Raw genomic sequence first — 14,471 nt, forward strand, 5'->3', positions numbered from 1 at the left:
GAAAGAAAAGGAGCTGCTTGCGGCTCCTTTCTTCTTTTATACGATTACGGAAATGCTTGTTGTAAAATAAAAAGAATGCTTGCCTGTTTACATTCGAATATCGATATGCTATCTTATTTCTACAAATATAGAAATAACGACTGCAAGAAAGGTGAAGCCACAATGACAGAAGATCATGCGGACGTACGTCAAGCTGTAAAAGTATATAAGGCGCTCGGTGAGCCTACCCGTCTAAAAATAGCTCTGCTGCTTACTGAGGAGAAAAATTTATGCTGCTCCGATATTGGCACAAAGCTGGAATCTGTAGCCGGCTCTACCCTCTCACATCACTTGAAGCAATTGACGGAAAGCGGATTGCTAGATCTCCGCAAGGACGGCACGTATATCTACTACAGTGTGAACCGCGAAATGGCTCGAAAGTATGCGCCATATTTGTTGGAGTAATTTTTTTAGGTTATATTTCTATAGATTTAGAAATATAAAAACAGTGGAGTGGAGAGAGGAGTATTTTTTATATGTCTAACGCGTGGAAAATTTACATGCTGGCTATAATTAGCTTTTTGGTTGGAACGTCAGAATTTATTATTGCGGGTATTCTGGATAAGGTCGCGGGCGACATAGGTGTATCCGTATCTGCAGCAGGCCAGCTGATTACCGTTTTCTCGCTAGCTTACGCTATTGGCACGCCGATTCTTATGGCAGTTACGGCGCGTGTTGAGCGGCGTCAGCTGCTCCTCTACTCATTAGGTGTATTCGCGATCGGAAATCTTATTGCTGTTGCTTTGCCTGGATTTGAGTTTTTGATCGTGTCCCGCGTTGTCCTCGCGCTCAGCACAGGCGTATTCGTCGTTACCGCTTTGACCGTCGCTTCTAAGCTTGCACCCGTTGATAAACAGGGCAGTGCCATTGCGACGCTCGTTATGGGCTTTAGCACAGCATTAATCGTTGGTGTCCCTCTAGGCAGGGTAGTCGCATCTGCATACGACTGGCACCTCATCTTCGGAGCAATCGGACTGCTGGGCCTGCTCGCAATGCTGCTCATTTTATTCACTATTCCAAAAACAGATGGTGAAGAGCCCGTTCCGCTTCGCAGCCAGCTTGCTCTCTTGAAGCAGCCGAAAATTGTAACGGCACTGACGGTCACCTTCTTGTGGATCGGCGGCTATTCCATCGTTTACACCTATATTTCACCATTCCTGCTTAACGTAACGAAGCTGAGTGAACAAGGCGTGAGCATCGGACTATTTGCATTCGGTATCGCCAGCCTGATCGGGTCTAAATTTGGCGGCTACAGCACCGATAAATGGGGAGCGCCGCGAACATTAGTCAGCGGCATGCTGTTCCATACGATAGCGCTTGTTCTACTCTCGTTGGCTGGACAGTCTCCGGTAATCGTATTTCCTCTGCTTATGATCTGGGCCTTTACCGCTTGGTCATCCGGTCCAACTCAGCAGTACCATCTGATGTCACTAGCTCCAGAAGCTTCGGGTATTATGCTTAGCTTGAACAGCTCTGTACTTCAGCTGGGCATGGCTGCAGGAGCCGGGCTTGGCGGGGTTGTCGTTGAGCAAGTATCGCTCACCTCTATCAGCTGGATTGGAGCTACAGGCGTCATTCTCGCCGCTGCTACAGCCGCAACCTCCTTCGGGTTCTCCCGCGCGCGTTCCCGCCGGAAGATAGCCGAGAGCAGCTTGGCAAAGACCAGTGCTTAAACTTTTGCAGCTTTGCTTTGATCATTGATTAAAGTCACTCCTATTTCTAAAAAATGGGGCTGTCTCAAAAGTCATTTTGCGATTTTTTTGAGCACTAATTAGATCTTATTTTCTTTGAGAAAAAGGACCTCAAGCTCCACTTTACAGTGGAATTTGAGGTCCTTTTATCTGAAAACGGAGATGTTCCCCTGTCATGCGAAAACATTTGCGGCAGCGCCTGCAGCAGCTTCATCTAAGCGCAGAAATGCACTTATTTAACCAGATCTTCTTCAAATCTGCTCAATTAGAGGTATTTGTACACCTATTTGCATCATTTCAATCTTGTTTGTTAAAAACAGGTGCACTTTTGCACTTATTTACTCTACGCTAACGGTTCACGCACATCACTAGGATAGCCAAACGCTGGTCGCAATGATTGGTGTCGGATAATAACCAAACGTTGGTCGTGGAGTTTAGTATCGATGGATAGCCAGACGCTCGTCGCGGAGATTGATGTTGGATGATAACCACACGTTGGTCTCGGAGAGCGTAAACTCGACTTCCTAAAATAGATATAACATTCAAAAGAAAACCAGACTTCCATTAACGGAAGTCTGGTTTTTTGTCCTATTCAAATCGAATCAAGAAGTAATTTTTCTTACCGCGGCGCAGCACGACAAATTTGTCATAGAGCTTTTGCTCCGAGCCGATGATGGATTCTACATCCGTGTTTTTCGTGCCATTAATCGAAATCGAACCGCTCGTAATATCTTGTTTCGCTTGGCGGCGGGATGGTGCAGCTCCAGATTCGATCAGAAGATCCATTAGCGCAATCTCTTCTCTATTCGTAAGCACCGTTGTAGGCATGTCCTGCAAAGCTTCAATTAGCTCCGCTTCACTCAGTTGATTTACATCGCCGGAGAAAAATGCCTGCGTAATTTTCTCTGCGCTGTCGAGCGCTTCTTGTCCATGAACAAGGCGAGTAATTTCACGCGCCAATTCACGCTGTGCCACCCGCTTCTCTGGATGCGACTGAAGCTCTGTCTCCAAAGCTTCGATTTCTGCGCGAGAGAGGAATGTGAAATATTTTAAAAATTTGATCGTATCGTTATCTTCAGTATTGATCCAGAACTGATAGAACTGGTACGCCGATGTCTTCGAGCGATCCAGCCAAATTGCGCCAGATTCGGATTTACCGAATTTCTTGCCGTCGCTTTTGGTAACGAGAGGCATTGTCATGCCGTAAGCGTCGCCTCCGCCCATTTTGCCAATCAGATCAAGGCCTGCTGTAATATTGCCCCATTGATCGCTGCCGCCAATTTGCAAGGAACAGCCATGCTCTTGATGAAGCTTATGGAAGTCGTAGGCTTGCAAAATCATATAGCTGAACTCGGTAAACGAGATGCCTGATGAAAGACGGGAATCGACCGAATCCTTCGCCAGCATGTAGTTTACAGTAAAGTTTTTGCCTACATCACGTAAAAAAGTAATGACATCCAGCGGCGCAATCCAATCGTAGTTGCTTACGAGCTTAGCCGCATTATCCGCAGCATTGAAATCAAGAAAGCGGGAAAGCTGACGCTTCAAGCTCTCTGTCCACTCGGATACTGTATCCGCAGTGTTAAGCGAGCGTTCCGTCGAGCGGCCGCTTGGATCGCCAATTAAGCCTGTTCCGCCGCCAACTAACGCAAGTGGAATATGGCCAGCCTGTTGGAAGCGACGCAAGCACAAGATCGGGAGCAAGCTGCCGATGTGCAGGCTGTCCGCTGTAGGGTCGAATCCGCAATAAAGTACGACGCGTTCACTCGTAAGCTTCTTATGTAATTCCTCGCGGTTAGTAAATTGCTGTACTAGCCCTCGGTATTCTAGATCAGCCAAAAGATCTTCATGATTAATGGTTAATGCTTCGTTTGTCATTTAACTCTCTCTCCTCTAATGTTTCCTACAGTTTACGTTGATTTCGAGTTTTTTAAAAGATGTGGACGGACGATTACATGGTTTTGGTCATTTCTCTACGTCTACGAATCGTTCTTCTAATTAAAATATCACAAATAAGCAGCCCTACGCCAACAACAAAGTCGACAAACCCAACAAAAATAGCGTTAAACGGATAACCGCCCATTTTCGAGATATAATATACCGTAAAAGCAAAAATCCCAAATGCACTGATCGTAAATAAAAAACTTTTTCTAAAAAACAGCGCAAGCGCTGCAGCAATTACCGTTAATGCGGCGACTGTTCCCAGCACCAAGAGATTATGATCCTTCTCTATATTCGTTGGATACAACAATCTTTTGGGATACGTGTAAGAAAAATACCAGTCCTTGCTGGGCAATTCATTAAAAACAGCTTTGAATGTTTTGGAGTCCGTTTGTTCCATTGCTAAATTCGAATGAAGCAAAGCGCCGGGTTCGCTTAGCCGTATTTCAAGCTCGACATGCGGTTCTCCCTCCCAGAAAGCTGCTGGGGTCAAATAATAAAGATGGGAAAAAATCGTCGTAATCACGCCTTTATTATACATCCCCCCATTTTCAATATAGTTGATGACAATATTTTTCGTTTCGTTCGGCTCAAAAGATAAAGGGAACCTCGCTCCTTGTGCTGGCCCAATTTCAGATGAATAATTGGATAAACGCAGCTCCTTGCCGCTTACTGGATCAGTGACCGTATTTTTCACTTGGGTATTTTGCCAATTAACCGTCTTTACATTCGGATCCATGATCGCATTAATCTCATTATTTCCCTCTGATACCATAAAGGCCTCACTTACAGGCGTTACAAATAAAACCTCCAAGTCCTTGGCGGAATCGGAAGTATTGTGAAGTTCATACTGAACCGTTACTTCCGCATGGCTTTTGTACCGTTCGATATCACGGAAGGTAAACACAACCTTCTCACGAACCAAACTCACTTGCGATTGATCATCCAGCTCCAGCCTGCCATAACCTTCCGCAGGATAATGCAGCGGTCCCCCGTTGGCACTTGCCGCTTCTGGTAAAAGCATAAATAATAGGACAGCGGTCAAAATCAATGGTCGAAGCTTATGCAGGAACACTCCATCACCTCGTTCTCCGATTGTTGAGCTTCACAAGCAAAAACGCCTCCAGCATCCTCTGGATGCTGAAGTAGCTTTGACGATGAAATTTAAGATAAGTAGGAGCATAGATTTACTTTCTTATATTTAAAAAAAGAAGCCTCCATATGTATTATTTTACCACATGAGAGGCTTCATCTTGTTATCGCTTTATTTTTTCTTCCACGTATCCTTAAGCGGTACGATGCGATTGAAGACTAACTTCGTATTCGTTGTATGTTTTTTGTCCACGCAAAAGTATCCATGCCGAACGAATTGGAACTTATCCTCTGGCTGCGGAAGAACCTCAAAAGGCTCAATCCTACAATCTTTCACGATTTGCAGTGAGTTCGGATTAATGACGCTGTCCCAAGCTATATCGGTATCATTCGGGACTTCATTACCCCGCAGCAGACTCTCATAAAGGTGGACATCCACCTTAGCCGCGTGACTCTCCGAAACCCAGTGGATCGTCCCCTTCACCTTCCGGCCGGTAAAGCCCGTTCCGCTTTTCGTTTCGGGATCGTAAGTGCAGCGAAGCTCAATGATCTCACCTGTGGCTTCATCTTTAATGACTTCCTCACATCTAATGAAGTAGGCGCCGATCAGCCGGACTTCAGCTCCGGGTGCTAATCTGTGAAACCCTTTGGACGGCTGCTCCATAAAATCATCTTTCTCTATAAATAGCGTGCTAGAGAAGGTGACCTTGCGTTTGCCAAGCGTGTCGTTCTCGCTATTATTATCAATGGACAACAGCTCGGTTTGGCCCTCCGGATAATTAGTAATGACCACTTTCAGTGGATGGATGACGGCCATTACACCTTTGACCTTCGCCTTCAAATCCTGTCTTGTCGCATGCTCCAGCATCGCGATATCAACGGAATTTTGTGCTCTAATCATGCCGATCTCATCGATAAAATTTCTAATGCTCTCGGGCGTAAGGCCTCTTCGCCTGAGTCCACGGATCGTTGGCAGCCTTGGATCATCCCAGCCGTCGACGAAGCCGCCCTCAACGAGCTGTCTCAAATATCGCTTGCTCGTCACGACACCCGTTAGATTCAGCCTGCCGAATTCCCTTTGCCTTGGCGGATGAGCAAATTCCAGCTCCTCCAATACCCATTCGTACAAAGGACGATGGTCTTTGAACTCAATGGAGCATAACGAGTAGGTAATGCCCTCGATGGCATCTTGAATCGGATGGGCAAAATCGTACATCGGATAAATGCACCACTTATTTCCCGTCCGGTAATGCTCAGCATGGATAATGCGATAAATAACGGGATCTCTTAAATTAATATTAGGCGCACTCATATCGATTTTGGCACGCAATACTTTGGAAGCGGCCTTAAAATCACCATTTTTCATTTTCGCAAACTGCTCTAAATTTTCATCAATGGAGCGGTTTCGGTAAGGGCTATCCTTGCCCGGCTCCGTAAGCGTCCCCCGATATTCCGTTACTTCCTCTGGCGATAATTCACAAACATAAGCCTTTCCTTTACTTATGAGCGCAATAGCAGCGTCATATATCGCATCCGAATAATCCGAACCATAATAAATATGGCTGCCCGGACGATAACCAAGCCAATTGATATCTTCGATAATAGCATTCACATATTCGATATCCTCCTTCAGAGGATTCGTGTCGTCAAATCGCAAATGAAACTTCCCATTATACTTTTGCGCAATCGTATAGTTTGTATGGATAGCATAAGCGCTTCCGATATGCAGATATCCATTAGGCTCAGGCGGAAACCGCGTGCACATTTCTCGTGTAAACACGCCTGCTTGAAGATCCTCATTAATGATTTTGTATAAAAAATGATCCGTGTTCGGCTCTAATTCGCTGCTCATTGTAAAACCTCCAATTTAGGGTTGCTATCGATACCTTGATTTTTCATGTCCCAAGCAAAAACGCCTTCGGCGTCCTTTAGACGCTGAAGTAGCTTTGACGGTGAAATATAAGCCCTTTATAAGCTAACAAACTTATAAATTCTTATATTTCAAAAAACAAAAAAAAAATTCCACCCCCAAGACTTCGCGTCTTGGGGACGAAATTTTTCGCGGTACCACCCCAGATTCGTTAATATGTCGCCATATTAACCTCTTCAAGTACGGCACCAAAGGATGCTTATACTCTAGCTCTATAACAGGAGCTCCTGTCACAGCATCCCCTTGTTCAGGTTCCGATGTGATGCTCAGAGACTTGTTTCGATAAACCATTCCTTGCCCCTTTTCAGCTGCCGGGGCTCTCTGCGAAAGAATTTGTTTATGTACTCTTCTCGTCATCGCCTTTTTCAATATTTCATATATGTTAACAAATCGTTCCCTGAATTGTAAATGGTTATTCTACACAGTAAGCTAGACCATACTAATGCCTTGGCGCCCACAGTATAACTGAAACACCGACCAAGCAAATAGCAGCACCTATCCAGTCGTATAAATCAGGTGTTTTTTTATCGACAAGCCAGCCCCACAAAACAGCCATTACTATAAAAACGCCCCCGTACGCCGCATAGACTCTTCCGAACGAGGGGAAAGATTGAAATGTAGCAATAACACCATATAGCGCTAAAGCTACACCTCCGACCATTCCCCAATACATCGGCTTGCCTTCACGCAGCCATAACCAAATCAGGTATCCCCCACCTATTTCAGCTAACCCTGCTAGTAAAAATACCAATATTCCTGTAATCATCTCTTTCACATCCATTAACCCAAGCTGATTGAATACTTATTTCTAAGCCTGAGGTAAATTTTCAAAAGCTTGTACATATTTATCGTATTTCATTTTCCATACATCCTTGCGAGAGGCAATGGTATTTCCATCCAGCAATGCCTCGATAACATCCAAACATACATCCCAGCCGGCAATATCTCTAGGGGTATGCGCTGTAATTTGGGTAAGCTTCTCGATCAAAACCAAGCGACAGCCCTCTGGCTCTGCATCTAATTCAAAACGAACGATATCCTCAGCCCACGTAAACTCCAAAACCGATAACGCTTTGAGCCTGGTGATGGCCATCTCTTCAAATTGTCCATTCTGCATATCAAATTTTATTAATCCGCCTTCACGCAGGTCCGCAACATGCAGTTCGGGGAACCACTGTGCCAGCTTCTCGTTGTCAGTCAGCATCGACCAGACACTCTCCACAGCATGCTTCAAATTGCGCTCGAAACGGACCGAATATCCATTCTCAGCTTGGGTAATGGATGCCAACATGTCTACTCACCTCATCCTTATTTATTCCTGATTAAATTTTTTCTCAAAAACAGACCATCGAATCAAAGAAAGAGTAACACCTACGACAACTGAAATAAAAATAATAGGTGCCATTTCGATTTGATCTACACTTTTACGACCTAGTACAATGAGTACTCCCTGAATAATTAACACGTAAATCAATAAATAAAGCACCCATCTAATAGCGTATGGCAGCCTGCCCTTTGTTCTTATCTTGCTCCATTTCTCGCGATTGAATTTGTTGAAGTCATTCACAGGTTTTCCCTCACTCAATTACATATTTCTAGTGATACATACTCCCGAAATAGGATTCAGCACCTTATTTAATATGGCGATTATAACATAAGTATAAACAAAAATAGGCTGCAGCAAGAAGAAAAATCCTTCTTCACTACAGCCCTGCACGTCAACCGACTATTCATTTTTGTTATATGAGGCTATGAAAACAACAAAGAATCGCTAATTGCAGGTACATCCATCCACTGTCTCGACTCGGCAGAACGCTCAACGGCTTCAATAACGAGCTGATTTCTATAGCCGTCCTCGAAATTCGGAGCAGGATTAATGCCGCTGTGCAGCCCTTCCATGAACGTCGCCATCATATTAATAAAGGTATGCTCGTAGCCGATAATATGACCAGCCGGCCAATAGCTTCCGGCGAAAGGGTGTACCTGCTCTGTACACTGAATTGTGCGAAAGCCCTGAATGCCTTCTGGATCGTCCTCCAAATACAATTGAAGAAGATTCATATGCTCCATATCCCATCGTATAGACCCTTTTGACCCGTTTATTTCAAATCGATGTCCATTGCGGTTGCCCTTGGCAAATCTGCTCGCTTCGAAGACACCGATCGCGCCATTTGCAAATTTAGCTAGGAAAGAGGAGGCATCATCAACATCAACACAGCCTCTTTCCCCCATCTTGCCCTCCAGAGGCCGCTCTTTCACAAACGTATGAAGCAAGCCTGTTACTTCGGAAATTTCTCCGATTAGGAATCTCGAGAGGTCAACTACATGCGACATCAGGTCACCGTGCGCTCCTGAACCGCTTTGCTCCTTGCGGAGACGCCACCCTATCGGAATATTCGGATCTGCCAGCCAATCCTGTAAATACTCGCCTCGAAAATGATAGATTTTACCTAACCTGCCCTCATCGATCAGCTTCTTAGCTAGCTGTATCGCAGGCGCAAAACGATAATTATGGCAAATCATATGCATAACGCCTGCTTTTTTTACCGCCTGCAGCATCTCCGCTGCTTGGCTTGCATTGACCGCGAGCGGCTTCTCGCAAATGACGTGCTTGCCCGCTTCTGCCGCAGCGATTGCGATCTCAGCATGAAGATGATTGGGGGCTCCGATGTCAATGACATCAATATCCTGTCGTTCAATAAGCTTTCTCCAATCTGTCTCCCAGGAGAGCCACCCCATCTTATGGGCCGCCGCGCTGACTTCCGCTTCATTCCGCCCTGCGATTGCCTGCAGCACAGGCTCTACCGGCGAATCGAAGTAGAAAGGCAGATCGCGATAGGCGTGGCTATGCGCTTTCCCCATAAACTTATAACCAATCATGCCAATTCTAGCTGTTTTCTTCATCATTTAGCTTCTACTTTGCGGCGAGCGCGGATCAAGCTGCATAAATTCGATAGGGAAGCCGTCAGGGTCCTTCGCCCAGCATTGTAGATTGAGGTCTTTGCCTTGTTTGGGCTCACTGTCCAGCTCAATGCCATGTTTCTTCAAATGGTCAGCGATTTCATAAATATCATCGACCTCGAAGCAAATATGTGTCGAGCCCGCATTTTTTGGATTGCTGATATATTCACGGGTACCGCCATAAAACAGTTCAATAAATTGGCCATCGGCCACCTTCAAATAATTAATCCATGGCTTGCCTTCATCGTCATCCAGCTTGAAAGCTTGCTCGAAGCCAAGTACCTCACTATAGAAATGAAGCGATTTGTCCATATCCGATACAACAAATGCGATATGCGCGTTACCTTTTAACATCGTTATGCCTCCTTTTTTGCACTGCTTTTGGCATGCGGGGAATCGGGATGAATCTGCACAAACTCAACCGCATTTCCGTCGGGATCATGTATCCAGCAGTTATGATTTAAATCCTTGCCGTGTCCAGGCTTGTCATCATTCATCAGTCCATGCTCATAGAAGCGCTTCGCAAGCTCCGCGATATTATCGGTTTCGAAGCAGAAGTGGTGATATCCAATTAAGTCCGGCGCATAGCGGTTTTCCGGCACCTTTACCCCGTCATAAAACAATTCCAAAAACTGTCCGCCTGACACCTTCAAATAAACGATCCATGGCTTATTATCGTCATCATGAATTTCAAACGCTTTGGTCAATCCAGCAATGTCGCAGTAAAAGTGCAAAGACTTTTCCATGTCTGTGACACGAATCGCGTTGTGAGCAATACCTTTTATCATATGAATCCTCCTCAAAATCTAATTTTCTTGAGACTCCGCTTGTGCGATGTGCTTCGCTTAATTTTGTTTTGGACCAAGCTCCTGAAGCCCCAAAGTTACGCCCAGCATGTTCTCCGAGTCAAAATAGGAATAACGTCCGGAGCCATACTCTCCTTTGTGAGTAAGCGGTGCACCCTGCTGCTGCATGAAATCGATATGCTGTTCAAAGCCATTGATCGTAAAAGCAATAAAGTGAACGCCTTGCCCATGCTTTTGCTTATATTCATTCCAAGGGCTAGGCTCATCCAGCGGCTCTAGCAGCTCTACGGTTACCGGACCCAGCTGCAAATTCGCAAATTTTGTCCGCGTGTCACGATATTCGCCGCGGTACCACGTATAATTGTCATCCGTATGCTCTGTGCTTGGCTCCTCTAGCTTCGGCACTTGAATTTCTGGCAGCGGCAGGTTGAATAAACGGCAATAATGGTTGACTGCCTCTTCAATGTTATCTACAACGAGCCCTATTTTGGTTAAGCTGGAATTCTGAATATGATTCACATGCGCACATCCTTTTCCGATAAATTAGTTATTTAATCGTCGTCATTTAGCAACTCACTCTAATAAACTATTAGTCGTTGCTCCCCCAGCGGTTGCTAACCTTGAATAGAACCAGCGTAAAGACTAGAGCTATAACAAGCAGCACCCATGCCATAGCCGAAGCGTACCCCATCTTCGCATACTGGAAGGCATTCTGATAAAGGTATAGAGAATAGAACATCGTTGATCCATTCGGCCCGCCCTGCGTAATAATGAAAGATTCTGCAAACGATTGAAAGGTGCCGATAATGCCGGTAATGACATTAAAGAGAATGACCGGCCTGAGCATAGGCAATGTAATAGAAAACATCTTTTGCATCGAATTGGCGCCATCAATTGATGCCGCTTCATAAAGCGATTCTGGAATACCTTGTAGTCCGGCAAGATAAATAATGATCGATCCGCCAGCACCCCATAGCCCCATAAGGATAAAAGCAGGCTTCGACCAGCTTGGACTGGCAAACCACCCGGGGCCATCAATGCCAATCCAGCCAAGTACTGTATTTACCACACCAGAATCCGGCTGCAGCACCCACACCCACAGAATCGACAGGATAACAAATGGTACGAGCGTCGGCAGAAAAAAGATCACCCGGAAAAAGGCCATGCCTTTAACCTTCTTATTATTAAGTAGAATCGATATAAATACGGTACATGCCGTTATGACAGTAAGACCTATAAACACCATATACAACGTATTCTTAAGCACGGTATAAAACATATCATCGCCGGTAAAAAGCGTCTTATAATTCTCCAGACCAACAAAGACAGGCGGATTGATGATATCGTAGTCGGTTAATGAATAATAGAACGAACTGATTAACGGGTAAGCAGTGAAAAACAAGAATCCAACAATCCACGGTGAAATAAAGAGCAAACCGTTGACCAAATCTTTTCTCATCATATTCATCTTCATACACTCCTAACCTTTGATCCCCGAGAAGGCGATCCCTTGAATGAAATACTTCTGGAGAACAAAGAAGATAACGAGCACCGGCACCGTCATGCTGATACCAATTGCCATTAGAAGCGGCCAACGCGGATCATTAACGGACATGATCTGCTGGATACCAAGTGAAAGCGTATAAAGCTTGTTATCACTCAAAAATACGAGAGGGCCAATGAAATCACCCCAAGCGTGTGTGAAGGAGAAGATCATGACTGTTGTAATTACAGGCAGCGATAACGGAAGAATCATTTGCCAATAAATCCGAAATTCGCTTGCCCCATCGACCTTAGCGGATTGCGAAAGCTCCTTCGGAATGCCCATTAGAAATTGACGCAATAAGAAGATAAAAAACGGGTTTCCAAAAAATACAGGAACAATAAGCGGGAGGAACGTTCCGATCCAACCGAGCTTTTGAAACATAAGAAATAGTGGAATCATCGTCACTTGAAACGGCAGCATCATTGTCGCGAGGACTAAAACGAATACACCGTCTCTCCCCTTCCATTCCACGCGGGAGAAGCCGTAGGCAATCAACGTATTCGATATAACTGCTCCGACGATGCCAAAGCCGGCAATGGTGAGCGTATTTCGTAAATACAGTAAAAACGGAAACTCGCCAAAGGCTGTTGAAAAGTTGGACCATTGCGGCTTGCTAGGAATCCAAATCGGCGGATTTGCAAACAATTCCGTGCTGCTCTTGAGTGAACCGGACAGCAGCCATAGAAAAGGCAGAACAAATGCAATCGTGATCAAGCCCAAAACAAGGTAAACGGCAGCAAGCTCCAAACGCTCCATTCCTTTTTTGGATTTGTGCTTGGCAGGTACAATCGGTTTTCCCTTAAGGTCTGTAGCAGTAGTTCTCAAGTTTATTCACCACCTTGCAAGTATTTACTTCCTACATGTTATTGCCTTAGAAGCTCCTGCTCCCGGAAGCGGTGCATGTGCAACTTCATCCGAGAGCGGGTCTTCTGTATTTCACTATTTCTATTTCATTATTTCTTTTTGTCTACTTCCTTTTGCAGCTTCTTCTCTACTTCTTCAAGCAGCGGCTTCGGATCTTTATTGTTATAAATGACATTATCACGCAGCAGCTTCAGCTCATTGGACATTTCTTTGGCAACTGGCGTTAATGCCGGATGTCCGGAATTTGGTGACGCTGCGACTTCGCGAACGACTTTGTAGACTGCATCATTTTCCTTATCCCACTTAATCGCATCGCTTGGCGCATTGTAAATGGAGATGGAACGCCAAGTGTTAATATTGTCAGCAAGAATTTCAGGCTGACCTCCAAACAAAATGAATTTCATCGCATTCTCAGGGTTTTTCGCGCCCTTTGGAATCATGAATACATTCGTTCCGAACGTTGTTGCTTTCTCGCGGCCATTTGCCGGAAATGGTATTGCCGCTACGCGATACTCTTGGTCTGGCGCATAAATGCTGAGCGCATTCGCGAACCAGTTGCCGTTGACAGTCATCGCCACTTTACCCGTGAAGAATGGGTGATCCGGGGAAAACGCTCCGCCAAAGCCCGACGTAAATGATTTGATTTTCTCTGGATTGTATTTCTGCGCATACTTATTCATCCAGTTGTACATATCGCTCAAGTGATCATCATTGAGCTTAACATCGCCTGTTTTATCATCAATGAAATTCGCTCCGAAAACCCAGCCCCACAGAAACGCGTCATCACCGGCGTCGATCCATGGGATAAAACCTAGGCGTTCAACGTTTTTGCCGTTTAACACCGTCAACTTCTCAGCCGCAGCATCAAGCTCTTCGATTGTTCTCGGCGGGTTATCTGGATCAAGTCCGGCTTCTCTGAACATCGCCACATTGTAATAGAGCAAGTTAACATTGGAATCCTGCGGATATAGATACGTTTTGTCATCCCGCTTCATTAACGGCAAGAATGAGGGCAGAACGTCCGATTCGTTGAAGCCCATAGCGGAGAGATACTCATCCATTGGCTCAAGGGCGCCTTGCGCTGCGAGTGAGTAAGCGCTTGCATAATCGGAACTAATAACGACGTCCGGCGGATTTTTTCCAGATATGACGGATACCAGCTTGCCATTTGAAAGGCCGCCATCCGGTGGAACATAGGTGGCATTAATCTTATAGGTTGGGTTTTTCTTCTCGAACTCTTCCATTCGCCATTTGTCCCATTTCTCCGAGTCGCCGCCCCAAGGATACCAATAATTAATGTCTCCTCCAGCTGCGGCAGCCCCTTCATTCCCGTTTGTTCCTGCATCATTGCTCGGCTTTGGCGCGGAGCCTGACCCGCCTGAGCAGGCCGTAATTATTAACATCGTGGAAATTATACTACTAACTAATACCGTCATTCCTTTTTTCACCGTAAATACCCCCTTGATAAAAGTAATAGTCAGTTCAGTCTGCTTCGTATCCATCGTCAAGTAGGAAGCCATGTTTCGATTACACCTTAATCACCCCTTCCAATGTGAACGCGTGTTTATTGCGGTTTAAAAAAATGTCTTCCTCGAAGTTGC

The 14,471-nt window shown here is 45.3% G+C and carries 15 protein-coding genes and 1 other annotated feature; of the genes, 2 read left to right on the forward strand and 13 right to left on the reverse strand.

The window, feature by feature from the left end:
• The first annotated feature begins 162 nt into the window (after positions 1 to 162).
• Positions 163 to 444 (forward strand): ArsR/SmtB family transcription factor, encoded by a 282-nt coding sequence (locus BK120_RS09860; RefSeq protein WP_054025100.1) that lies wholly within the window; start codon positions 163 to 165, stop codon positions 442 to 444.
• 71 nt (positions 445 to 515) lie between these two features.
• Positions 516 to 1,712: an MFS transporter gene (locus BK120_RS09865; RefSeq protein ID WP_076267307.1), complete on the forward strand. Its 1,197-nt coding sequence runs from the start codon at positions 516 to 518 to the stop codon at positions 1,710 to 1,712.
• Positions 1,713 to 2,318: 606 nt separating this feature from the next.
• Here the strand turns inward: BK120_RS09865 and tyrS are convergent.
• The 13 genes from tyrS to BK120_RS09935 all read right to left on the reverse strand — a co-directional run bounded on the left by tyrS (position 2,319) and on the right by BK120_RS09935 (position 14,390).
• Positions 2,319 to 3,608, reverse strand: coding sequence for a tyrosine--tRNA ligase (tyrS, locus tag BK120_RS09870; RefSeq protein WP_076267308.1), 1,290 nt, complete (start codon positions 3,606 to 3,608; stop codon positions 2,319 to 2,321).
• A 73-nt stretch (positions 3,609 to 3,681) separates the two neighbouring features.
• Positions 3,682 to 4,746, reverse strand: coding sequence for a hypothetical protein (locus BK120_RS09875; protein WP_076267309.1), 1,065 nt, complete (start codon positions 4,744 to 4,746; stop codon positions 3,682 to 3,684).
• A gap of 189 nt (positions 4,747 to 4,935) precedes the next feature.
• Positions 4,936 to 6,615 carry a glutamine--tRNA ligase/YqeY domain fusion protein gene (locus tag BK120_RS09880; protein ID WP_076267310.1) on the reverse strand — a complete coding sequence of 560 codons (1,680 nt, stop codon included), beginning with the start codon at positions 6,613 to 6,615 and terminating at the stop codon, positions 4,936 to 4,938.
• Between the two features lie 190 nt (positions 6,616 to 6,805).
• Positions 6,806 to 7,059: a binding site (T-box leader), on the reverse strand.
• A 73-nt stretch (positions 7,060 to 7,132) separates the two neighbouring features.
• Positions 7,133 to 7,459 (reverse strand): YnfA family protein, encoded by a 327-nt coding sequence (locus BK120_RS09890; RefSeq protein WP_076267312.1) that lies wholly within the window; start codon positions 7,457 to 7,459, stop codon positions 7,133 to 7,135.
• A 42-nt stretch (positions 7,460 to 7,501) separates the two neighbouring features.
• Complete coding sequence (locus tag BK120_RS09895; RefSeq protein WP_076267313.1) at positions 7,502 to 7,984, reverse strand: SRPBCC family protein; 483 nt, start codon at positions 7,982 to 7,984, stop codon at positions 7,502 to 7,504.
• Between the two features lie 21 nt (positions 7,985 to 8,005).
• On the reverse strand, positions 8,006 to 8,260 hold the full coding sequence (locus BK120_RS09900; protein ID WP_076267314.1) for a hypothetical protein: 255 nt from the start codon (positions 8,258 to 8,260) through the stop codon (positions 8,006 to 8,008).
• Positions 8,261 to 8,442: 182 nt separating this feature from the next.
• Positions 8,443 to 9,600 (reverse strand): Gfo/Idh/MocA family protein, encoded by a 1,158-nt coding sequence (locus BK120_RS09905; RefSeq protein WP_076267315.1) that lies wholly within the window; start codon positions 9,598 to 9,600, stop codon positions 8,443 to 8,445.
• On the reverse strand, positions 9,601 to 10,008 hold the full coding sequence (locus BK120_RS09910; protein WP_076267316.1) for a VOC family protein: 408 nt from the start codon (positions 10,006 to 10,008) through the stop codon (positions 9,601 to 9,603).
• A gap of 2 nt (positions 10,009 to 10,010) precedes the next feature.
• Entirely contained in the window at positions 10,011 to 10,442 is a 432-nt protein-coding gene (locus tag BK120_RS09915) for a VOC family protein (RefSeq protein WP_076267317.1), read from the reverse strand.
• 57 nt (positions 10,443 to 10,499) lie between these two features.
• A complete protein-coding gene (locus BK120_RS09920) occupies positions 10,500 to 10,979 on the reverse strand; it encodes a VOC family protein (RefSeq protein WP_076267318.1) in 480 nt (159 codons plus the stop codon).
• 70 nt (positions 10,980 to 11,049) lie between these two features.
• Positions 11,050 to 11,928, reverse strand: a complete 879-nt coding sequence (locus BK120_RS09925; RefSeq protein WP_076267319.1) for a carbohydrate ABC transporter permease — start codon at positions 11,926 to 11,928, stop codon at positions 11,050 to 11,052.
• Positions 11,929 to 11,940: 12 nt separating this feature from the next.
• Positions 11,941 to 12,831: a carbohydrate ABC transporter permease gene (locus BK120_RS09930; RefSeq protein WP_256710838.1), complete on the reverse strand. Its 891-nt coding sequence runs from the start codon at positions 12,829 to 12,831 to the stop codon at positions 11,941 to 11,943.
• 128 nt (positions 12,832 to 12,959) lie between these two features.
• The gene (locus BK120_RS09935) at positions 12,960 to 14,390 is read right to left on the reverse strand and encodes an ABC transporter substrate-binding protein (RefSeq protein ID WP_256710839.1); all 1,431 of its coding nucleotides are present in this window, start codon (positions 14,388 to 14,390) and stop codon (positions 12,960 to 12,962) included.
• Positions 14,391 to 14,471: the final 81 nt, after the last annotated feature.

Source organism: Paenibacillus sp. FSL A5-0031 (genome assembly GCF_001956295.1).
Classification (GTDB): domain Bacteria; phylum Bacillota; class Bacilli; order Paenibacillales; family Paenibacillaceae; genus Pristimantibacillus.